This is a genomic window from Erwinia sp. Eh17-17 (assembly GCF_039675725.1).
In the GTDB taxonomy this organism is placed as follows: domain Bacteria; phylum Pseudomonadota; class Gammaproteobacteria; order Enterobacterales; family Enterobacteriaceae; genus Erwinia.
In genome coordinates, this window is the sequence record NZ_JBDFQT010000002.1 from 683163 (window position 1) to 704860 (window position 21698).

Annotated in this window: 25 protein-coding genes; 15 read left to right on the plus strand and 10 right to left on the minus strand. The window is 56.8% G+C overall.

Features of this window, described 5'->3' with window-relative positions:
- Positions 1-253 precede the first annotated feature (253 nt).
- Positions 254-688, minus strand: a complete 435-nt coding sequence (locus ABEH87_RS08595; protein WP_346575694.1) for an RcnB family protein — start codon at positions 686-688, stop codon at positions 254-256.
- A gap of 169 nt (positions 689-857) precedes the next feature.
- Positions 858-1289: an OsmC family protein gene (locus ABEH87_RS08600; protein ID WP_346575696.1), complete on the minus strand. Its 432-nt coding sequence runs from the start codon at positions 1287-1289 to the stop codon at positions 858-860.
- A 129-nt stretch (positions 1290-1418) separates the two neighbouring features.
- On the opposite strand from ABEH87_RS08600, the gene ABEH87_RS08605 reads away from it, so the two are divergent.
- A complete protein-coding gene (locus ABEH87_RS08605) occupies positions 1419-1598 on the plus strand; it encodes a DUF2158 domain-containing protein (protein WP_346575698.1) in 180 nt (59 codons plus the stop codon).
- Between the two features lie 108 nt (positions 1599-1706).
- Here the strand turns inward: ABEH87_RS08605 and ABEH87_RS08610 are convergent, their stop codons facing one another.
- From ABEH87_RS08610 to ABEH87_RS08620, 3 genes are all read right to left on the minus strand, one after another.
- Positions 1707-2957, minus strand: coding sequence for a cytochrome c (locus tag ABEH87_RS08610; RefSeq protein ID WP_346576190.1), 1251 nt, complete (start codon positions 2955-2957; stop codon positions 1707-1709).
- A gap of 13 nt (positions 2958-2970) precedes the next feature.
- Positions 2971-4740: a GMC family oxidoreductase gene (locus ABEH87_RS08615; protein ID WP_346575700.1), complete on the minus strand. Its 1770-nt coding sequence runs from the start codon at positions 4738-4740 to the stop codon at positions 2971-2973.
- A gap of 113 nt (positions 4741-4853) precedes the next feature.
- A complete protein-coding gene (locus ABEH87_RS08620) occupies positions 4854-5579 on the minus strand; it encodes a gluconate 2-dehydrogenase subunit 3 family protein (protein WP_346575702.1) in 726 nt (241 codons plus the stop codon).
- A gap of 490 nt (positions 5580-6069) precedes the next feature.
- Between ABEH87_RS08620 and ABEH87_RS08625 the strand changes: the two genes are divergently transcribed.
- Positions 6070-6441 carry a hypothetical protein gene (locus ABEH87_RS08625; protein WP_346575704.1) on the plus strand — a complete coding sequence of 124 codons (372 nt, stop codon included), beginning with the start codon at positions 6070-6072 and terminating at the stop codon, positions 6439-6441.
- A 10-nt stretch (positions 6442-6451) separates the two neighbouring features.
- Complete coding sequence (locus ABEH87_RS08630) at positions 6452-6952, plus strand: acyl-CoA thioesterase (RefSeq protein WP_346575706.1); 501 nt, start codon at positions 6452-6454, stop codon at positions 6950-6952.
- On the opposite strand, the gene fabG is transcribed toward ABEH87_RS08630, so the two are convergent.
- Positions 6938-7696 (minus strand): 3-oxoacyl-ACP reductase FabG, encoded by a 759-nt coding sequence (gene fabG, locus ABEH87_RS08635; protein WP_346575708.1) that lies wholly within the window; start codon positions 7694-7696, stop codon positions 6938-6940. The genes ABEH87_RS08630 and fabG overlap by 15 nt on opposite strands.
- 368 nt (positions 7697-8064) lie before the next feature.
- Between fabG and ABEH87_RS08640 the strand changes: the two genes are divergently transcribed.
- From ABEH87_RS08640 to ABEH87_RS08660, 5 genes are all read left to right on the plus strand, one after another.
- Positions 8065-9282: a beta-ketoacyl-[acyl-carrier-protein] synthase family protein gene (locus ABEH87_RS08640; protein ID WP_346575710.1), complete on the plus strand. Its 1218-nt coding sequence runs from the start codon at positions 8065-8067 to the stop codon at positions 9280-9282.
- A gap of 2 nt (positions 9283-9284) precedes the next feature.
- Entirely contained in the window at positions 9285-10796 is a 1512-nt protein-coding gene (locus ABEH87_RS08645) for an NAD(P)/FAD-dependent oxidoreductase (RefSeq protein WP_346575712.1), read from the plus strand.
- A 102-nt stretch (positions 10797-10898) separates the two neighbouring features.
- A complete protein-coding gene (locus ABEH87_RS08650) occupies positions 10899-11156 on the plus strand; it encodes a phosphopantetheine-binding protein (RefSeq protein ID WP_346575714.1) in 258 nt (85 codons plus the stop codon).
- A gap of 27 nt (positions 11157-11183) precedes the next feature.
- The gene (locus ABEH87_RS08655; RefSeq protein ID WP_346575716.1) at positions 11184-11627 is read left to right on the plus strand and encodes a hypothetical protein; all 444 of its coding nucleotides are present in this window, start codon (positions 11184-11186) and stop codon (positions 11625-11627) included.
- Positions 11624-12478: an alpha/beta fold hydrolase gene (locus tag ABEH87_RS08660; RefSeq protein ID WP_346575718.1), complete on the plus strand. Its 855-nt coding sequence runs from the start codon at positions 11624-11626 to the stop codon at positions 12476-12478. The genes ABEH87_RS08655 and ABEH87_RS08660 overlap by 4 nt, the downstream gene beginning before the upstream one ends.
- Here ABEH87_RS08660 and ABEH87_RS08665 read toward each other — a convergent pair.
- On the minus strand, positions 12475-13500 hold the full coding sequence (locus tag ABEH87_RS08665; RefSeq protein ID WP_346575720.1) for a LacI family DNA-binding transcriptional regulator: 1026 nt from the start codon (positions 13498-13500) through the stop codon (positions 12475-12477). The two genes, ABEH87_RS08660 and ABEH87_RS08665, sit on opposite strands and share 4 nt — an antisense overlap.
- A gap of 165 nt (positions 13501-13665) precedes the next feature.
- Here ABEH87_RS08665 and ABEH87_RS08670 point away from each other — a divergent pair, with 165 nt between their 5' ends.
- Positions 13666-13764 (plus strand): YoaK family small membrane protein, encoded by a 99-nt coding sequence (locus tag ABEH87_RS08670; RefSeq protein WP_346575722.1) that lies wholly within the window; start codon positions 13666-13668, stop codon positions 13762-13764.
- Between the two features lie 2 nt (positions 13765-13766).
- Here ABEH87_RS08670 and ABEH87_RS08675 read toward each other — a convergent pair whose 3' ends face one another.
- The 3 genes from ABEH87_RS08675 to ABEH87_RS08685 all read right to left on the minus strand — a co-directional run bounded on the left by ABEH87_RS08675 (position 13767) and on the right by ABEH87_RS08685 (position 15658).
- Entirely contained in the window at positions 13767-14411 is a 645-nt protein-coding gene (locus tag ABEH87_RS08675) for an SMI1/KNR4 family protein (protein ID WP_346575724.1), read from the minus strand.
- Between the two features lie 87 nt (positions 14412-14498).
- A complete protein-coding gene (locus ABEH87_RS08680; protein ID WP_346576191.1) occupies positions 14499-14654 on the minus strand; it encodes a cold-shock protein in 156 nt (51 codons plus the stop codon).
- 62 nt (positions 14655-14716) lie between these two features.
- Positions 14717-15658, minus strand: coding sequence for a LysR substrate-binding domain-containing protein (locus ABEH87_RS08685; protein WP_346575726.1), 942 nt, complete (start codon positions 15656-15658; stop codon positions 14717-14719).
- A 146-nt stretch (positions 15659-15804) separates the two neighbouring features.
- Between ABEH87_RS08685 and ABEH87_RS08690 the strand changes: the two genes are divergently transcribed.
- The 6 genes from ABEH87_RS08690 to ABEH87_RS08715 all read left to right on the plus strand — a co-directional run bounded on the left by ABEH87_RS08690 (position 15805) and on the right by ABEH87_RS08715 (position 21568).
- Positions 15805-16446, plus strand: a complete 642-nt coding sequence (locus ABEH87_RS08690) for an ankyrin repeat domain-containing protein (RefSeq protein WP_346575728.1) — start codon at positions 15805-15807, stop codon at positions 16444-16446.
- Positions 16442-17827 (plus strand): amidohydrolase family protein, encoded by a 1386-nt coding sequence (locus tag ABEH87_RS08695; RefSeq protein WP_346576193.1) that lies wholly within the window; start codon positions 16442-16444, stop codon positions 17825-17827. Before ABEH87_RS08690 ends, ABEH87_RS08695 begins: the two co-directional genes overlap by 5 nt.
- A gap of 89 nt (positions 17828-17916) precedes the next feature.
- Positions 17917-18276, plus strand: coding sequence for a copper resistance protein (locus ABEH87_RS08700; protein ID WP_346575730.1), 360 nt, complete (start codon positions 17917-17919; stop codon positions 18274-18276).
- 45 nt (positions 18277-18321) lie between these two features.
- A complete protein-coding gene (locus ABEH87_RS08705; RefSeq protein ID WP_346575732.1) occupies positions 18322-20352 on the plus strand; it encodes a protein-disulfide reductase DsbD domain-containing protein in 2031 nt (676 codons plus the stop codon).
- Complete coding sequence (locus ABEH87_RS08710; protein WP_346575734.1) at positions 20349-21068, plus strand: DsbA family protein; 720 nt, start codon at positions 20349-20351, stop codon at positions 21066-21068. Before ABEH87_RS08705 ends, ABEH87_RS08710 begins: the two co-directional genes overlap by 4 nt.
- The gene (locus ABEH87_RS08715; protein WP_346575736.1) at positions 21065-21568 is read left to right on the plus strand and encodes a protein disulfide oxidoreductase; all 504 of its coding nucleotides are present in this window, start codon (positions 21065-21067) and stop codon (positions 21566-21568) included. Before ABEH87_RS08710 ends, ABEH87_RS08715 begins: the two co-directional genes overlap by 4 nt.
- The last annotated feature ends 130 nt before the right edge of the window (positions 21569-21698 follow it).

Consider the following 21698-nt stretch of genomic DNA (forward strand, 5'->3'; position numbering starts at 1 on the left):
CTCATCCTTACTGAGTCAGCAACGGTTACTTTTTATTCATCATGAAAACAATTTTATAGCCATCCGCCGTCCGGGAACAACCGTTAAGGGCATGATATTTTGCGGCACAGGCTGGGAAATAGTGATGTAACGCAATGCAACAGAAAAAAATAAAGTGCTTTTAAGTTAACGAGTTAGAGGATCAGATAATCAGATGACGAGGACGGGGACGGGGGTAAGATGCCGGTGACGAGAGTCACCGGCAGAGAAACGATTAACGATTGCCTGACAGACTGCCAATGATAATTGAGGTGATCACCCCGGTCGCAGCGGCGATCAGCACATAGTTGCCATCAACATAGGCCCAGTGTGCGCCATGCGGGGGTTCATACAGACCCCGGTCGCGCCAGTCATTCACGCGGTAATCGTCACCACGAAAACGTTCTGGTGCCGGATGGCCTCGGCGGAAATCATGGCCGTTCCACGCAAAGTGATCACGCTCGTGAGGACCCGCGCGGCCACGATCGCTGTGACCCCAGTCACCACGGTCGCGATCGTCATGACGGTCATCACCGCGATTGTCATGTCCGCGATCCTGGTGCCACTGGCGATCCGGGCCGTTGCCCGGACCGTCCGCGTAAGACAGGGTGGAGAAAAGGCTGCTTGCTGTGAAAAGGCTAATCAGTAAAGTCAGTGTTGTTTTTTTCATCTTGATATCCTCGGGTTGCTCACGGCCTGCTGACTGCCGCACTGCAAATATCGGGGATACCGCAACACTTCCCTATCTCACGAACTCCTAAACAGGAGCGATTAGCGCGTTTTTTTCGCTGCCCTTACACAATCCTTACTCTGACCCGGCAAAATCATCGCACTCTGGCTTAGTTTTCCAGCTGATAGTCGAGGGTGATTTCAGCACTGAGCAGTTTCGACACCGGGCAACCGGCCTTCGCCTGCTGAATAATCGTGTCAAAGGCCGCTTTATCAATACCCGGCAGTTTCACTTTGCTTTGCAGTGCCACTTTGGTGATGGCGAATCCACCGTCGACTTTATCCAGTGAGACATCGGCTGTGGTATCAATGCTTTCTGCAGTATGACCGGCATCGCCCAGCATCAGCGACAGTGCCATTGAGAAACAGGCGGCGTGCGCAGCGCCGATCAGCTCTTCCGGATTGGTCCCCGCTTTACCTTCAAAGCGCGTGTTGAACCCGTAAGGCTGCTCGCTTAATGCCCCGCTCTCGGTGGAGATGGTGCCCTTGCCCTGCTTGATATTGCCTTCCCAGTGCGCCTGTCCTTTCTTATGAATGGTCATTGTTTATCCTCCGGTTATTTAACATCAGCTATCAGTATAGACACCGTGCCAGAGACTGCGGAAAAATGGCCAACTTGCAGAATATTCCAGGCTGACAGACACTATCACTCCCCCTATCAGGAGAAGACCATGTTTAAACCAGACGATTTTGTACAGTCAAAAACTGGCGGTCCCAAAATGCAGGTACTGCGCGTCGACGGCTCAACATTGTATTGCGCCAGGGTGAATGATGCGGAGAAAAAAGAGGTCGCGATAAGCGCTGATTCAGTCAATCTTTATCATGAAGATGGCGATTTCGGCGTCTGCTGAAATCGTTCATGAATAAAAGGGGCGACCGCAAAAGGGTCGCCCGCTGATGAATTCCCGAAAAAAATGACCTGCGTGTTCAGGATGGGTTAAAAAAGTAACCGATACGGGTTATTTCTTCAGACTCTCCCTGACCTCTTTCACCTGCTCCACGTTCACCGCATCCGCCTTATTGCTCCAGCCCTGACGAATAAACGTCGCCAGCTGCGCGACTTCCTCATCGTTCAGACGGCTGGAAAAGCCCGGCATCGCCAGCGTTGAAGGCGCTTTAGCAGTAGATGGCTGCTGCGCCCCGGCGAGGATAGTGTGGATCAGCCCGGTAGGGTCACCGGCATTAACGATCGTCGCCTGGTCCAGCTGCGGGAAGATACGCGGCGCGCCCTTACCGGTCACGAAGTGACAGGCACCACAGTTATCCAGGTAGAGACGCTCGCCGGTGGTCAGGTTCTTCGCCGCCGTCAGTTTCGCTTCCGTCGCACTCACCGCCTGAGTTGCTGGCGCTGGCGCAGGCGGATGACCGCCAGTAAACTTAATCCAGGCGCTAATCGCCTTCAGATCCGCTTCGCTCATCCATGAAGTGCTGTGTTCGATAACAGACGTCATCTCACCGCCCACGGCAGCTTTGTCGTTGCGCCCGGTCGCCAGATAATCCACGGTTTCCTGTTCCGTCCAGTTTGGCAGGCCGCGCAGTGACGGCACTTCCCAGCCATTCAGGCTGCCACCGGAGAGGAACCGGCTGTCGCTGCTGTCGAGCGCTTTCTCATTCATAGCGATGCCGCGCGGGGTATGGCAACTGCCGCAGTGGCCGAGGCTTTCCACCAGATAGGCACCGCGATTTACCTCCGCCGTGGCCCCGCCAATTGGCCGGAACGGCTCATCGCTGGCAAATGCCCAGTTCCAGAAACGCATGCCCCAGCGCTGGCTGAACGGGAAGCTGAGGTCGGTTTCCGGCGGCTGTTCGGCGCTCGGCTTCACGCCCTGCATAAAGTAGACGTACAGCGCGTGTATATCCGCATCGGTGATTTTGGCGTAATCCGGGTACGGCATCGCCGGATAGAGGTGCGTGCCGTCCGGCAGTACACCTTTACGCACCGCGTCCGAGAACTGCTGCTCGCTATAGTTACCAATGCCGTGCTGCTTATCCGGGGTGATGTTGGTGGAGTAAATCGTCCCCAGGTTGGACTCAATCGCCAGCCCGCCGGAAAACGCCGGTTTACCCGGAAGGGTATGGCAGGCACCACAGTCGCCCAGGCGGGAAATATACTCGCCCTGCTTAATCAGGCTGTCATCGGCCTGCGCTGACGCGGCAAAAGCCCCCGCCAGCAGCACGACATGGGCAAGCAGTACACGTTTGAAGTTCATCATCGTCATCTCCTTATGCCTGCACCATCGGGCCGGGGTTTTTCAGGTAGATCTCTTTGATCGCCTGCGCCGCCATCAGCGTGATCGCACCGATGGTATCCGTCGGGTTTGCCTGGAAGTTCTGCGGGAAGGCGTTCCCCCCCGGCACAAAGACGTTATGCACATCCCAGCTTTGCAGATACTTATTCAGCGCCGACGTCTGCGGGTTATCGCCCATTACCGCGCCGCCGACATTATGGGTCGAGACATATTTGGTCAGGTCAAAGTGGGCGTCCATCGGCAGGAAGCTTTCGCTGTAGCTGTCCGGGTTCAACTCTTTCGTAATATCGCTGACGATGCCTTTCAGGTGCTGTTGCAGTTTCAGCTCGTTCTGTTTCCAGTCGAAGGTCATGCGCAACAGCGGATAGCCGTAGTCATCGGTGTAGTTCGGGTCGAGGTCGAGATAAATATCGCGATACGACATGCAGGTCGTGGTGATGCTGATCTTCATAGAGTGGCCGTACCACTCTTCCATCCCCTCTTTCCAGCCTGCGCCCCACGCCGGGGTGCCTTTCGGCAGTGCGGTACTGATCGGCGTACCGGTGGCCTGTGAGCTGTGAATCTTGGCGCCGCCAATAAAGCCCAGCCCCGGACCGTCGAAGTTGCCCGGCGAGATATCGTTAAACATCTGCCCGGTGGCTCCGGCGGTGGCAAACGGATTGAAGTTTTTATCTTTGAAGAACAGCGTGGCACCGCCGTTACTCAGGAAGGCGTAGTTACGGCCGATCACCCCTTCTTCAGTGATGGGGTTATACGGCTTGCCAATGCCGGACAGCAGCATCAGGCGCACGTTGCAGAACTGGAAGCTGCTCAGCACCACTATCTTCGCCGGCTGGAAACATTCGTTGCCGTCTTTATCGATGTAGATCACCCCTTTGGCGGTTTTCTTATCATCATGCAGCACCACTTTCATCACGTTGGCATGCACTTCATAGGAGAAGTTATCCATCCGCTTCAGCGCATCCATCACCGCCGTCTGCGGAGAGGCTTTCGAGTAGTTCAGGCACGGGTACTTACTGCAGTAGCCGCAATAGTTGCACGGGGCAATCTGGTTACCGTACGGGTTAGTCCAGGCGCGTGATACACAGGCAGACGGATTGGGGAACGGGTGATAGCCCAGCTTCTTCGCCGCTTTCACAAACATCGTATTGTTCAGCGTGTCGTCAAGCGGCGGCAGCGGGAACGGGTTAGCGCGCGGGCCTTCAAACGGATCGCCGCCTTCAAGGATCTGACCGCGCAGGTTACCGGTTAAACCGGACTGGCCGCAGATCATCTCGAACTTCTCGTAGTAAGGTTCGATCTCTTCCCAGCTGAACGGGAAATCCATAATGCGCATATCTTCCTGCAACACGCCGGGGCCGTAGGCCTGGTCAGCGTAGGTTTTCAGCTTGAGATCGGTCGGCGTTGGGCGGATCAGTACCGCCGTCCAGTGCAGGCCGGAACCCCCCACGCCGTTGCCCGGACAGAACGCGCCCCATTTACGGGTTGGCAACGCGGTCTGACTCATGTTGTAACGCACGGTCACTGCCGCTTCCGCCGGGGTCGCCATGACCTTATTACGTACCGCATAGGCGTATTCATCTGCCGGTTTCGGGTAGGCAAACTCTTCGTAGCCGCGATCGGCTCCGCGCTCCAGAGCACGGACTTTCAGACCCGCCATCGCCAGTTCAATGCTCATCAGCGAGCCAGCCCATCCGAGGCCGACGACGACGACGTCGACTTCCTCTTTATTAATTTGAGACATAATTAACCCTATCCACCCTTCATCTTTCGCGCCGCAGGTGTGTTGGCTGCCTGCCTGCAGGACGAAATCATTGGGATGTTATTGTCGAAAAAACGAAAAAAGTTTCAGCGGGATCAGGCGCGCTCGCCCTTGATGCTGACCGGCCCCAGGGGATACGGGATATTGTGCTGCTTCACCCATTCCAGATAGCTGGCGCGCGCGCCGGGAAAGCCGATGGCAATCCACGCCTTCATGCCTTTATTACCGCCGTACATCGGGTCGGAGAGGTAGCCGTGCTTAGCGTCAGACAGCAGCCCGCTAAAGAACTGCGATGCTTTCAAATCCGGCTCACCGAGGTCAGCAAAGTGGATATCGTTTTTCTGCAGCTGGGTCAGAACGCTGTCTTTATCCTGCGATGACAGCTGGTGGAAGGGCTTCTGATGGTTCTGCTGACACCACTGGTTGGCCAGCCTGATGCCAGTTTTGTAGATCTGCTGCGGGCGGAATGGGATCTGATACCCCATGGTGGCAGGGGCCTGAGTATTAAACGGCCCTTTCATGTAGATCTCATCGCCGAGGTCGGTATGCATCTGCTGATCGATAAAGATCGGCACATTGGTTTCCAGCGCACCGGGCGCTTTGCCTTTGCCCCCGGCGGGGATCAGGCTGTCACAGGCCGCGAGAATAAACTGCCACTCATCACTGCTGAAGAAGATCGGTTGGTAGTCTGCCAGTTCCGGGGCGGCCATTTCGGCAGCCTGCGCGGCGGTGAGTCCTTTAAAGACCATCTCACCCAGCGGCAATGCCAACAACGACCCGAGTAAGAACTTACGGCGGGTGGTTTCTTTTTGAAGGAGCATTTTTACGACTCTCACACACTCAGAAAAGGACACCGTGACGGCAGGTGTCATTAAGGTTAAAGAACTGTTTTTATCTATTTACATTGACGTAATGTTAGCGATACAAACATTACAAAATGTAAAAATTAAAGTAATAGTATTTAAAGTTAAGAACAGTTGTGTCTTCTAACATTTCACAACAATGTCATCATTAACAGCAGGGATTAAAGTGGCGGACTTAGCGGAAATTTTCCTCTGAAGGCGCGCAGTGAGTATAAAAAACGAGCAATATTAGTTTACAAAACAGATAATCACCTCCGGTAATAAAGTCAAAGAATTCTTGTTTCATGCGAAGTGGATAACAGTGTACCGGTCAGGATCTTTGATGCTAACCCCAGGGAAAACCTGCTTTCACTGACAGCCACCTGCTTCGATCCCATTTCACGCAAAGTATCACCGGTATTCATTCAGTAGCATCGAACTCTTCAATAGATCACTTTGTGAGAGACAGATGCCAGGTATATTTGATGAATTCCCCCGCTATATTACTCAGCCCTTTTCCGTTCTCCCTTCCTCTCAGGAAAAAAAGGAGATCGTGGGTTACTTTTCGTTTCCGGATGACTTTAGTGGTTTCCAGGGGCATTTCCCCGGCAATCCCTTATTGCCGGGAATTGTGCAAATCTCACTGGCCCGTTTTACCGCAGCTCAGGGTGGCGGTGATTTAATTCAGCATATCAAGCGCTGTAAATTTGTTAATTCGATAAAACCGCGAGACAAAATAACGGTGAAGGTAAAACAACAGTCAGGCAGTCATCATTACCAGGCTGAGATTAGTGCAAATAATAAGGTCTGTTCCGTTTTAACTTTTTCAATGCAGCCATGAAGGAGCAATCATGAAGCGTTATCCCTGGTTTAAAAACAAGCCGTGCCTTGACGGTTCGCCCTGTCCTGCCCCGCTGGAATTTACGGTGGAGCGCGTTAGCCGTTTTGAAGAGGTAGACTCCATTCATATGGTCTGGCACGGGCACTACGCCAGCTATTTTGAGGATGCACGTGTCGCACTGGGCGAACACTTTGGCATCGGATACGCCACGCTGTGGCGTGAACGCATCCCCGCACCGGTCAAACAAATGTTCGTCAACTATCACTCACCGCTGGCTTTCGCTGAGCGCTGCCGGATTACGGCCCGGCTGCACTGGTGTGAAGCCGCGCGCATGAATATGTCTTATCAGATAGTCAGCGTACAGCACAATAATAGGGTGGCCAGTGGCTACACCGTCCAGATGTTTACCCTGCCGGACGGGGTATATTTCGTCGAACAGCCCGCCTTCTATGCCGCATTTTGCCAGCGCTGGAAGGCGGGACTATTGCAGACCTCATCAGCCGGTAAATAACCCTCCGTTGACGCCAATCACCTGACCGGTGATGTAACTGGAGTCGTCAGACGCCAGGAAACTGACCACAGAAGCCACCTCTTCGGGCTGCCCGATGCGGCGCAGCGGGATGGTGGCAACAATGTTATCCAGCGGCAGCCCGGCGATCATCTCTGTGGCGATAAATCCAGGGGCCACCGCATTGACCAGAATATTGCGCCGCCCCAGCTCCACGGCAAGCGAACGTGTAGCACCGATAAGCCCGGCTTTCGCTGCCGAGTAGTTCACCTGGCCGGCGACGCCGGTCTCTCCAGAGGTGGAAGCAATATTGATGATGCGCCCGCGTTTTTGTCGCTGCATCGCTGCCACAATCGGCGAGGTGACGTTAAAGAAACCGCCCAGATGGACAGCCAGTACGCGCTTCCAGTCCTCTTCCTGCATCATAGCCAGCAGCCTGTCACTGGCAAAACCTGCGTTATTAACCAGTACAGAAGGCACCTGCCCCTGTTCGATTAACGGCGCCAGCACCTGCTGACACTGGTGGTGATCCGCAACATCGAACGGTAACAGCTGGCACTGCCCTCCCGCCGCCTGGATATCGGCCTGAACGCTTTCGGCAGCGGCACGATCGCGGAGATAATTCACCCACAGCGTAAACCCCTCGCTCGCCAGCCGGCGCGCTATGGCGGCACCAATCCCTTTACTCGCCCCGGTGACCAGCGCTATTTTCCCGCTCCTGACCGGTGACTCTGCACGCCTTTCCATTCTGTTATCTCCTTTATTAATCTGAAGTGCTAAAGTACCTTAATTTATTCATACTGCTGACCATATTGATAAAGAATTACAATATACCAGAAAACATCACACTTATATTTCAACAGAAAACACCTTCTTCATGAGGCATAAAATAAAAATAGCACCAACAATCAAAAATAAAAACAAATAACAATATATGCCAAAGACACCATAAACAAAATCTAAATGAAGCAAAACCTTTATTTATCACAAATGAATATTGCTGATAGATTATCATCTCATCTGACAGATAAGGTCCCCCCTAAATAATTAACAGATGCCACACCTTAAAACGTGGCGGCATCAGGCATATGAAACCAAATTAATTAAGGGTCATTATGTTACATCGGGTTGCAATTACAGGGTTGGGTATTATATCCAGCATCGGAACATCAAAAGAGGAAGTTACCGACTCTTTATTTAAGGGGCGTTCCGGCATCATTAACGATCCCCAGCGTACTGAAATGGGATTCCTCTCTCCCCTGACCTCCACTATCAGGGAGTTTAACCGGCAGCATCCGCTCAACAGAAAACAGCGTAAATCTCTGCCTCTCTTTGCCGAATGGGCGGCCGAGGCGGCGATGTGTGCTCTGACCGATTCGAACCTGACGCTTCAGGATATTCATAACGATCGCACTGGCTTAATATTTGGCTGCGATTCCAGCGCGTTAGCCGCTATTGAGCAGACCGACCGTCTGCGGGAGACGCTCAACACCCCCAGCCTTGGCAGCGGGCTGGTGTTCCGTTCGATGACCTCCACCATCACCATGAACCTTAACGCGATTTTAGGCACCCAGGGCGCCAGCTGGACCATCAGCGGTGCCTGCGCCAGCAGCGGTCACGCGATAGGTCAGGCTGCAGATCTGATCATGCTGGGGCGTCAGGATCGCGTCATTTGCGGCGGAGCACAGGAAATTAACTGGCAATCAATGTGCAGCTTTGACGGGCTGGGTGCCTTTTCAACGCGCACGGATAACCCTCAGGCGGCCAGCCGTCCCTTTGCCAAAAGCCGTGACGGACTGGTGCCTGGCGGAGGCGCAGCGGCGCTGGTACTGGAGCGCTACGATCTTGCTGTTAAGCGCAACGCGCCGATCTGGGGGGAAGTTCTCGGCTATGGTTTCTCCTCTGACGGTGAAAACATCGTCGCTCCCAGCCCCACCGGACTGGGTCGGGCCATGAGCATGGCGCTGAACAATGCCCGCCTGCAGCCGCGTGATATCTCTTACATTTGCGCGCACGCTACCTCGACACCCGTCGGTGACAGCATGGAAGCTATCAACATTCTCAATATTTTTGGCCCGAAAGGAGTGCCGGTATCCTCGACTAAATCCATGACAGGGCATGAGCTGTGGATGAGCGGCGCCGCACAGGTGGTGTATAGCTGCCTGATGGCCAGACAGGGATTTATGGCGGCAAATATCAACTTTGACGGACCGGATGAAGCGTCAGAGCAGCTGGATGTCATCACCGAAACGCGCCAGCAGCCTATCCGCCGCGCTCTGTGTAACGCCGCCGGTTTTGGCGGCACCAACGCCAGTCTGGCGATAGGTTTCTGAGCATGAACAGGACTAAACCTACCGCCGTGGTAATTGGTGCCGGAGCTTCCGGCATGGCCTCCGCACTCCTGCTGGCTATGCACGGCTATCAGGTCTCGCTGGTTGAAAGCGCCCGCCAGGTCGGCGTGACGATGCGCGGTTTTCTGAAAAGTCGCGTCTATTTTGACAGCGGCGTTCACTTCGTCGGGGAGCTGTCATCAGACGGCGTTCTGAGCGCTTACCTGCGTTATCTTGGCCTGCAGCATTTGCAGTGTGTCGACTTCGATCAGAATCACTTCGAAACCGTGCGCTTTTCTGATGGCCGCCAGTATTTTCTGCCAGTGGGATTTGACGCCATGGTTGCCGGGATGTGCGCAGACTTCCCGGCGGAAAAGGCCGGTATCTGTAGCTATATGGAGGAAGTCCGGCGCGCCTACAACACCTCGTCGTTTCACTCACTGCAAGGTTCGCTCACTCAGCAGGCTGACAATAATCCACAGTGGCATGTCTCGCTAAAAGATTTCATTGCGCGCTTTACGCAAAATCATTACCTGCAGACCATTCTGGCGGTGCCCTGTCTGTATCACGGCGTCAGCCCGGATAGTGTCTCTTTTCTGCAGCATGCCCGCGTCGCCGGCAGCCATTTTAACGGGGTGCGTACCTTCTCTCAGGGCGGTTCCTCGCTGGTGCAGGCCTTTGAACAACGGCTGAAAGAGGAGAACGTCACGCTGTACTGTGGTCACCGCGTCAGGAAAATACAGTGCAGCCCCGATGGCGAACTGAGTAACGTTGAGTTGAGTAACGGCGAATCGATCGCCAGCTCAGCGGTGGTCTATACCGGACATCCGCATTATCTGCCGGACATGCTGCCGGAAAATGCGCTGCGCCCGGCAGCCTGCCAGCGCCTCAATAATTTGTATGACGGGATGTCTGCGCACCTGCTGTACCTGTGTGGCGACCGCCAACAGCCGCCGCCCCTGCTCGACAAAAAAAACCTGCTTTACTGCCGTCACGATCGTCCGTTTGAACAGGCATTTATGCCGCAGCATCGGGGGGATGAGGGGCCATTCTACGTGATGCCGGGCCCGTCGGTGCTCAACCGCAGTGGAGCGCAGCAGTCGGCAGATTATGTCGCTGTCATTCCCTGCGATGGCAGCGAATATCGTTCCTTCTACGGTACCGGCGGAGGTAAACGCCCGAAAGCCTATCGGGAGCTAAAAAAACGTCGTCTGTCGGAGCTGACCGCCTCACTGCGTCAGGCCCTGCCGGAACTGGATTCGCTGCGCGTGGTCGACGGCGCCACCCCGGTAACCCTGCAGAAATATCTGCATACTCCCCATACCGGTATGTATGGGGCGGCTCATGATATGACGCAGTTTAATCCGTTGCCGACCACGCGTCTGCCTGGGCTGTATCTTGCCGGACAAGCCGTAACCGGGCCGGGGGTGCTCGGTGCCGTTATTTCGTCTTTCCTTGCCTGCGGATATCTGCTCGGGCATCAGAACCTGCTGCACGGAGTGAGTCTGTGCCGCTAGCGAAACCAGCAGGCCTCCTTTTATCGCCACTTCGGCGAAGCACGTATCACGCATTTTGTCTTAGATAACACCCACTCCAGCATCATTATGAGGAAAACATAAATGGATAAAGCGCTACTGAAAGAAAAAATTAATCAGATCCTGATTGAAGATTTTGAACTGGAAAACAGCGAACTGATCCCTGAGGCCAGGCTGTATGAAGACCTCGGAATGGACAGCCTGGACGCGGTAGATATGGTGGTCAGTTTTGAGAAAATGTTCGCGATTAGAATGGGTAAAAATACCGAACTGGTGGCGATTAAAACCCTCGGTGAATTGCAGGACTTCATTCTCAAAACGATTGAAGCGCAGGCCGCCTGAGTGGCCACGACGAGCGAGACAAGCAGTATGAAATTTCCCCTGCCCGCTAAAGAGGTGGTGCCACATCGTGGAGGAATGTGCTGCATTGATACCCTACTGGAGGCAACGTCACAGAAGGTTATCGCCTGCGTCACGCTGCATCCGCAGCATCTGTTGCTGAATAACAACACCACTCTCGACCGCAGTGGATTTATCGAACTGGCCGCTCAGGCGGCCTGTGGTCTGAAAGGCATGGGTGCCGGTGATAAGCGGGCCAACGTCACTGCACTGCTTGGTGGCGTGAGTCACTTTCAGGTGTTTGAAGATGCAAAGGTGGCTCAGACCCTGATGATTTACGTCTCTATGAGCGGGGAAGTGGCTGGCATCAGCCTGCTGAATTTCCATATCGACTGCAATGAACGCCTGCTGGCCAGCGGGGAACTGAAAGTCTTCTATCAGGCGGAAAAACCAGGGAGCCAGGTAACACCATGAACAAAGCGATTTTTCATCAGGGAAGCCGCATTGCCGTTCTGCTGATCCACGGTCTGACCGGTACACCTAAAGAGATGGACTCCGTCGCACTGCGTTTACGTCGTTATGGCTTTACCGTTTCTATTCCTCTGCTGCCCGGCCACTGTAGCGATATTACTGCACTACTCAGCAGCGATCGCCACATCTGGATGGCAGCCATAGCCGCTGAATATCAGCGACTGAAAGCGGAGGGATATCAGGTGTTTGCCGGGGGACTATCGGTGGGTGCTTCGATGGCTATTTTACTGGCACACCAGTTTCGCGACCTGCGTGGGCTGGCGCTCTATGCTATCACTCTGAAATGCAACGGCTGGGCGGTTTCAAAGCTCTCTTGCCTGCTGCCCGTGCTGCTGTCGATCCCGCTGTTTCGCAACCACTATCGTTTTAAGGAAGCATTTCCCTATGGGATTAAAAACGAGGCGCTGCGTGAGCGTATCCTGCTTAAACTGGAGAGCGGCGACAGTTCAGCCGCCGGGCACACCAACACGCCCGGCGTGACATTACGTGAAATTTTGCGTATTGCCGGCGCCGCCAAAAAAGTGATGCCGCAGGTGAAAGCACCGGCGCTGCTGGTCCACGGGCGTGAGGACGACCTGTCGGATATCAGCAACTCTCACTATGTACAGCGCCATTATGGCGGTGAAACCGTACTGCTGCAGTTGGAGGAGAGTTACCATCTGGTCACTGTCGATCAGGAGCGTCAGCGGGTAGCCGATGCCACCGCACGTTTCTTTTATCAGCAGTTAAATGAAGAGGAACGCAGCGCGCTGGCGGAGCATGCCCGGAAAAGCATTCCGCCAGATAGCAATTAGCCCGAATTCCGCAGAACAAGCTGAAAACCAAGGTCAACGATCGCCTCGTGCGGGCGCTGGCCTTCTATTTTATCGGCCAGCAGCGTGGCGGCATCCTCGCCCATTTTCACCCGGTCGATGGCTATCGTCGTGATCGACGGCCGGTTCGCGGCTGCAAAGGCAAGATCGCCAAAGCCAATCACCGCCAGCGCCTCAGGTACGCGTAATCCGTGCGCTTCCGCTTCCATGATCACCCCCTGCGCCAGCGTGTCAGAGCTGCAAATAATCGCGTCATAGCGCTCCCCCTGGGCCAGCAGCTGACTCAGCCCCTGCCGCCCGGCATCAAGCGACGTTGGCACTGGCGCATTCACGCCGCGCAGGCGGCTGCCCGCCTGCCCCTGCATCACATCTGACAGCCCCTTGCGCCGCTGCCGGGCACGACGATCGCCCGCCCACACCAGCCCAAGGTTAAGATAGCCCTGCTGCAGACAATACTCCCCGATGTGTGTACCGACTTTTTCATGGGAAAAACCGACCAGCATATCCAGCGGCGTGGGGGTCAGATCCCAGATTTCCACCACCGGCAGACCAATATTCAGAATGGTTTTTCTCAGCTCGGGACTGTGATGGATGCCGGTCAGCACCATGCCGTCCGGGCGACGCGACAGAATGGTGGCCACAATCGAAGCTTCACTGTCCGGGGAATAGCCGGTGACGCACAGCAGCATATGGTAGCCGCGCTGCGCCAGCCGATCGCTGATGGCCTGTACGGTATCGACAAACATGCTGTTATTAATCTGCGGTACTACCACGGCGATCAGGCGGCTGCGCTTTGACGCCAGCCCCCCTGCCAGCATATTAGGGATGTAGCCGGTGATTTGAATCGCTTCCATCACTTTTGCCACGGTGGCAGGACGCACCACCTGCGGCTTATTGATCGCCCGGCTGACGGTCATCGGGGACAGCCCCGCCACGCGGGCCACATCGTCCAGCGTCGGGTTTTTAACCTGCCCGGCATCGGGCCAGTCATCACGGTTTTGCATCAGGTATCCAGCGGCTAAAATGTTTGCGCTATCATTTTCCCATAAAACCCTGCGCTGAAACAGGTGTTAACGGCATGTCAGGCGGCGGGTTAAATATGCTACACTCAGCGCCGCCGGGGAGCACGGCTTCCCGCTTTTCCCTTAGCCCACTGAGTGTGTAATGCCATGAATAAAAGAGCGATTGCCCCTGGTCTGATCTTCATTGCCGCGATGGCATTTCTGGTGTGGTTTATTGCCTCTGGCGCGGCGATGCCGGGAAACTGAGATCAGAGCTCAGGATCTGACGAACCGACGCTAAGCACCGTCCCGTCCGGCCGATCGCGCATCTGCACCGCGAACAGCGCGCGGATGCGCATGGCATCCTCACTGCGTACGGCGTGAAGGTTATCCGGCACGAACTCCCCGCCGACAATAAACGGCGTGATGGGAACCAGACGATAACCTGCAGGCAGGGCACCGTGCTGATCCTGCCAGTCCAGCGCCAGCGGATAGCCGGTTAACACCGAATACTCTTCCAGAATCAGGGCACTCCAGTCCTCCAGGCTTGCGGCCAGCCAGCTGAACTCACCGGTTTCCGGTTCGAAGCTGAACACGCCGTCCTGACGCAGGCAGAACTGTACGCCAAAGATATCTTCCGCAAAGAACAGCGCATCACGCGCCATTTCCTGGTAGGCATCTATCCACAGTGCCGGCTGGTTCCACTGTTGCAGGCCGGGTTCGTTCTCCGTCGCCTGCCAGGGAAAGATATGCAGCGCAGAAACAAAACCGTAGCAGCCGTTTTTACGGGCAAGGAGCTGGCGCAGTTCTTCAATCAGCGCGGGATCGGCCGTGGTACTGAAATGCATATCCTGCGGGGTGGCAGCCAGGCTGTCACTACAGAGAGAGAGAAGTTTTTCGGTTGAGGTGGTCATCATTCGGCCCTGAGATGTCGAGATTAAACGGGGATAAGCCGCTAAGGGTAACATCAACAACAGGCCTGGGGAAAACGTCCGAAGGGTTTAGTTCTGTACTGCCATCGCGGGTAAGCAAACCATCTGAGATTTACAGAAGATACAGTTGGCACCATGGGGATTTTTAGCGGTGATACTGAAAGGCGAAAAGCGGTACTGGCATCCGTGACAAGACGGGCACTGATATTTAATATTTTGGATAATAGACCTACATATTTTTATTTTAAGAGAAATTCAACTTACGAGGAATGAAGTTAACACAGTTTTTACATTCCGTCTGTTTTATTTGCACGATGTAGAAAATCCTGGTATAGCGCACTTAACTCGCCCTCTGGCGCAAACTGCTGCTGGATCCACTGCGTCACCTGGCCGCTGGCAGGCTGGCGGGTCACCAGCAGCAGCGGGGAATCGCGGCGCGGGTTGTCCACCTGACGAGTCACCAGCTTTTCCCCGGCCTCGCTGACGATATAATCCGGCAGAAAACCGATGCCCTCGCCGAGGATCTGGCACTGACATTTGGTGTGAAAGTCCGGCACCAGAATCACCTCCTGTCCGTGCAGCAGCCAGCCCACCCGCTGATTCAGCGTCAGTGCGGTGTCGGCGACCATAATATTGGTATAGCGCCGCATCTGGCTTTCACTAATCGGCTGCGGCAACCGTGCCAGCGGATGATCGGGGGCTATCGCGAACTGCCAGCGAATGCAGCCAATCTCCAGGCACTCAATGCCGCCGCCCTGCGGCGGAGCATCCGGGGCCCCGATAGCGATAGTCGCCTGGTGGTGGATAAAAGCATCCCAGACGCCGTTGTACACTTCCTGAGTGATGGTGACCTGACAGGTGGGAAACTGCTTTTTCAACCGCTGCAGCAGCCGCGCGGTGTGATGCGGGGTAAACAGCAGATGGTTAATACAGATGCGCACCCGCGCCTCCACGCCCTGCTCCACGGCATCAACGCCCTGCTTTATCGCCCGGAAATCCTCCAGCAGCGCCAGCGCCTTCTGCTGAAAAAAGTGCCCCGACTCGGTCAGCTCAACCCGGCGGGCGTGGCGGATAAACAGCTTCGCCTCCAGACCGGTTTCCATGCGTTTGATGGCGTAGCTGACGGCCGACGTGGTTACCCCCAGCTCTGCGGCGGCCTGGCTGAAGCTGTGACAGCGCGCCACGGTGGTCAGCACCTGCAAATTTTCTTCGCTAAATATGGAGTTCATTCTGCGTTTCCCTGCGCCACGGTTTCGTTGAGTATTATTCAACAATAACACCCTTATTGGTGAATAATTTTTAAACGGATATCACCGGTTTTTACTGCCTGCTATTGTCTGGTGACAGACCCTCACTGACCTGCCAGGGAAATTTTATGTCATCTGTTCACTCTTCTGCGCCCGCCGCTGCCGACGTGCTGCCGGTACGTTTCCTTCAGGCCGCACGCCTGGGCGATCTCGATACATTACAGCAGTGCGCTGCACAGGGCGTCGACCTGAATGCCGTGACTGCGCAGCGCACCAGCGCCATTACGCTGGCGGCACAGCATCAGCACTATGACTGTGTGACGTGGCTGATTGCCGCCGGGGCGGATATCAACCTGCAGGATAACACCTGCCTGAATCCGCTTCTGCTCGCCTGTCTGAATAACGACCTCACGCTGCTGCGCCTGCTGCTGCCGGCTGCCCCCGATCTGACCCGCCTGACCCGCTTCGGTGGCGTTGGCCTGACTCCGGCCAGCGAGAAAGGCCACGTGGAGATCGTCCGCGAGCTGCTGACCCAGACCACCATCAACGTTAACCACACTAATTTCCTCGGCTGGACGCCGCTGCTGGAAGCCATCGTGCTCAATGATGGCGGCACACGGCAGCAGGACGTTGTTCAGCTGTTGCTGGCGCACGGCGCCAGCCCACACCTGACGGATAAATACGGTAAAACCCCGTTGCAGCTGGCGCGTTCGCTGGGCTATCACGCCATTGCCACACAGCTTATTAACGCAGGAGCCCATGATGATTAAACCCGACCCACAGCGCCGCACTTTTCTCAGCCACGGCAGCAAACTGCTCGGTGCCTGTGCCCTGATCGGCGCCGGCAGCCCGCTGGCAGTTGCCGCAGACTCGCCCGCGCCCGTCAGAAAGGAGACCACCATGACCACGCTCAGCGCCCGCCATTACTATCTGGATAACGTGCTGCTGGAGACCGGTTTTGACTATCAGGACGGCGTGGTCGTCGCAACCCGCACGGCGCTGCACTGTCTGGAGATCAACGCGGGTAAAATCGTCGCCCTGCGCGCCAACCACGTGCGCCCGGATGCCAGCCTGACGCACGTCGATGCCGGTGGAAAGCTGCTGCTGCCCGCCATGCGCGATATGCACATTCATCTGGATAAAACTTTCTACGGCGGCCCGTGGCGCGTGCAGTCGCGCCCGGCAGGCACCACCATTAAGCAGATGATTGAGCTGGAACATCGCCTGCTGCCAGAGCTGGCACCGCACACTCAGGAGCGCGCCAATAAGCTGATCGACCTGGTGCAGTCGAAAGGCTCCAGCGTGGCGCGCAGCCACTGTAATATCGAGCCGGTTTCCGGGCTGAAAAATCTGGAAAATCTGATGGCCGTGCTGGAACGCCGCCGCTCCGGCTTTAGCTGCGAGATCGTTGCGTTCCCGCAGCACGGGCTGCTGCTGTCGAAGTCAGAACCGCTGATGCGTGAAGCGATGCAGGCCGGGGCGCATTACGTCGGCGGGCTGGATCCGACCAGCGTCGATGGCAACATGGAAAAATCCCTCGATACGATGTTTCAGATCGCCATCGACTACCAGAAGGGCGTGGATATCCATCTGCACGAAACCAGCCCGGCCGGCGTTGCTGCCATCAACTACATGATTGACCGGGTAGAGCAGACGCCACAGCTGAAGGGCAGGCTGACCATCAGCCACGCTTTTGCGCTGGCGACGCTCACCCCGCAGCAGGTGGAAGAGACCGCGCAGCGTATGGCGGCACAGCAGATCAGCATCGCCTCGACGGTGCCGATCGGCACGCTGCATATGCCACTGAAACAGCTGCAGGATAACGGCGTCTTTGTCATGACCGGCACCGACAGCGTTATCGATCACTGGTCGCCGTATGGTCTCGGTGACATGCTGGAAAAAGCCAATCTTTATGCCCAGCTGTATGTGCGTCCGGGCGAGCTTCCCCTGTCGCGGGCGCTGGCCATTGCCACCGGCAACCGTCTGCCGCTCAGCGATAAAGGGGAACGCGTGTGGCCCGTCGAACAGGATGAAGCCAGCTTTGTGCTGGTGGATGCTTCCTGTTCGGCAGAAGCGGTGGCGCGTATCTCGCCGCGCACGGCCACCTTCCATCAGGGCAACCTGGTCTGGGGGGCGCTGAACAAAGCGTAATCGCGTGGCAGACAAAAGTTTACACGCGTAGCCATTGTCAAACGCGGCTGTCTGGTTAAGATAGTCGCACTTATCGAATGGGACGGGTCATGGCAACTCGACAACGCAGCGCAACGGGCTTACTGATACTCGCCTGTCTGGTCATACTGGTGTGTATGGCACAGCGAGTGGCGAGCCTGCACGCCCTGCAAATGCCGTTCTCCACCGCTGCCAGCCTCAGCGTCACGGCAGCGGATGGCGGTGACCTGAAGCCAGCCCCCTGCGAGATGAGCGCCAAAACGCTGCTGCTGGCGATGCCGCTGCTGTGCGAAAATGCCGTCCCGGCGCTGATCGTCCTGCTGCTGGTACTGGCGCTGTTGCACATGCGCCCGCTGATTTTCCCGCCGCTGCGCGCCAGCCGCGCACCGCTGTTACGCATCCATCTGATTAACTGCAATTTCCGCGAATGACAGAGCGCTCCCCCCGGTTCTGACACTCATTCACGGAGAATTACTATGTTTACGCTTATCAGGAGCTTTGCTCTCCTGCTGCTGTTGTGGCTATCTGCGCTTCAGGCTGCCGACAGCGGCTGGCTGCAAAACCCACAAAACAGTCACGCTCAGGTTCGCCTGCGCGCCGACACTTCACAGACCGATCGTACCCGACTGCTGCTGGATATCCGCCTGCAGGACGGCTGGAAAACCTACTGGCGTTCGCCGGGTGAAGGCGGCATTGCCCCGGCCATTCGCTGGCAGGACGGCATCACCGACGCACGCTGGTTCTGGCCCGTACCGCAGCGTTTTGACGTCGCGGGGATCAGCACCCAGGGCTATCATCAGCAGGTTTCACTGCCGATTGAACTGCCTGCACCTGCCCCCGGGAAAATAGCCGGTACGCTGACGCTTTCTACCTGTAGCAACGTCTGCATCCTCACCGACTATCCGTTCAGCCTGGATATGACGGCGCCGGTTGAGGCGGCATTCGCCCATGATTACGCGCAGGCGATGGGCAAAGTGCCGATTGAACACGGCCTGGCAGACAGTCTTCACGCCAGCTATCAGCAGGGTGAGCTGACGGTCGTGGCCGAACGCCAGGACGGCTGGCAGCAGCCTGCGCTGTTTCTGGACGGCATGGCGGATACCAGCTTCGGTGAGCCGCGTATCACCCTCAGCGGCTCGCAGCTGGTCGCCCGCGTACCGGTCAGCGATGAATGGGGGGATCGCGCAGCGGATATTAGCGGAAAGACCCTGTCGCTGGTGCTGGCCGATAACGGTCTGGCACAGCAAATCAGCCTGCCGGTCGCGGCCGGGATCGCCTCAACAGCCCCGACCCTGCCGCTGTGGCAGATGCTGCTAATGGCGCTGGCCGGGGGCTTTATCCTCAATCTGATGCCGTGCGTACTGCCGGTGCTCGGCATGAAGCTTGGCAGCATTATCTCGACCCCTCAGCGTGACCGCCGCAGCGTGCGGTTACAGTTCCTCGCCTCCAGCGCCGGGATTATCGCCTCGTTTATGGCGCTGGCGCTGCTGATGACGCTGCTGCGCTTCGGCAACCACGCGCTCGGCTGGGGCATTCAGTTCCAGAACCCGTGGTTTATTGGCTTTATGGTGCTGGTGACGCTGCTGTTCAGCGCCAGCCTGTTTGGCCTGCTGCATCTGCATCTGCCCTCCACGCTCAATACCCGCCTGGCGACGCACGGCGGACGCGGCCTGAGCGGACATTTCTGGCAGGGAGCCTTTGCCACGCTGCTGGCCACGCCGTGCTCTGCTCCCCTCCTCGGAACGGCGGTAGCCTTTGCGCTGGCCGCCCCGCTGCCGCTGCTGTGGGTGATGTTTGTGGCCCTCGGCATCGGCATGAGCCTGCCGTGGCTGCTGATAGCCGCCTGGCCCGCGCTGGCGCTCAGGCTGCCGCGCCCCGGACGCTGGATGAATGTGCTGCGCATAGTGCTGGGTGCACTGATGCTGGCCTCCTGCTTCTGGCTGGTCAGCCTGCTGGTGAATCATATTGGCACGACGGCCACGCTGGTCGTCGCCGGGCTTATCGTCCTGCTGCTGCTGGCCGCTCTGGTAAAACAGTGCGGCATCCGGCTGGCGGCGCTGGTCACCGCGCTGCTGCTGGTGTGCGCCGGGGGTGTGATGCTGAGCGGGGTCTTCACCGCCACGCCCGGCAAACGCGCCCTGCAGGATCGACTCCACTGGCAGCCGCTGTCAGAGCAGGCGATTCAGCACGCGCTGAACGCCAACAAGCGGGTATTTATTGACGTCACCGCCGACTGGTGTGTGACCTGCAAGGCCAATAAATACAACGTATTGCTGCGTGATGACGTGCAGCAGGCGCTGCTGGCTGACGACGTGGTGACGCTGCGCGGTGACTGGAGCCGCCCATCAGAGACCATCACCCGCTTCCTGCAACAGCGCGGCAGCGTTGCCGTCCCGTTTAATCAAATTTATGGACCGGGTACTCCCCAGGGCGTGGTGCTTTCCCCCCTGCTTGACCGTGCCACCCTGCTGAAAACCCTGAATGATGCCAAAGGAACTGAACAATGAAAAAATCTCTGATCGCCCTGTTACTGGTCGCTTCACCGCTGTGGGCTGCCGCCCCTTTCACCCCGGAGCAGGAGACACGCATTAAGCAGCTGATCCGCGAAACGCTGGTGGAAAACCCGCAGATCCTGGCGGAAGCCGCCGATGCCTATGACAAACAGACGCAGAAGCAGCAGGCAGATGTCACCGGGCAGGTGATTGAACAGAACCGCGCCGCGCTGTATGAAGATGCCGGGTCACCGCGCCTTGGCGCTAAAGACGCGAAGCTGACGCTGGTGTCATTCACCGATTACAACTGTCCGTACTGCAAACAGTTCGATCTGCATCTGGAAAAGATCGTGCAGCAGTACCCGGAGGTTGCCGTGGTGATCAAACCGCTGCCGTACCGCTCTGAAAGTTCTCTGACCGCCGCACGGGAAGTGCTGACGCTGTGGCAGCAGCAGCCGGATCGCTGGCTGGCGCTGCACCAGCGGCTGATGGCGAAGAAAGGCTACCACGATGACGCCAGTATTCAGGCGGCAGAGAAAAAGCTGGGCATCACCATTAAAGAACCGAATAAGCAGAGCCTGGAGACGGTCAATACCAACCTCAAACTGGCTCAGCATCTCGGCGTTGAAGGTACCCCCGCCACGCTGATTGGTAACCGTCTGCTGCCGGGGGCGGTTTCTTACGAACAGCTGGAAAGCCTGGTGAAACAGCAGCTGGCGCAGACGCCATGAGCCGGCTAAAGCGCTGGGCGCGTGAGCTGCTGGTGCTGGCCATCCTGCTGGCGGGGGTGCTGTGGGTGATGGACAGCTCGCGCGCGCCGCAGGCACCGCTGGCGTTTGCGGACCAGCCGCTGCACACGCTCGACGGGCAGGAAGTGACGCTGAACACCCTGAGCCAGGATCGCCCGCTGTTGGTCTATTTCTGGGCCAGCTGGTGCGGTATCTGCCGCTTTACCACACCGACCGTTGCAGAAATGGCGCAGCAAGGCGGTAATGTGATCGGCATAGCCCTGCGTTCCGGCGACGATGAAAAAGTGCAGCGCTACTTACAGGCAAAGCACTATCAGATGCCGCTGGTGAATGACCCGCAGGGCCGCCTGTCGGCTAACTGGCAGGTCAGCGTCACCCCAACGCTGGTGATCATTGATAAAGGCCAGGTGGTCAGCTCCACCACCGGCTTTACCAGCGGCTGGGGCATGAAGCTGCGCCTGTGGTGGGCCGGCTACCGCTGAGGATAAGAAAGCGGATGGGCATCACCTCATCCGCCTGAACGGGCACAGGGCGATAAGGCGATGTGCCCGCTGTTTGCTATGCTTTTTCGCAGGATAAATCCTCTTACCCGATCTCATATAAGGCAGACCG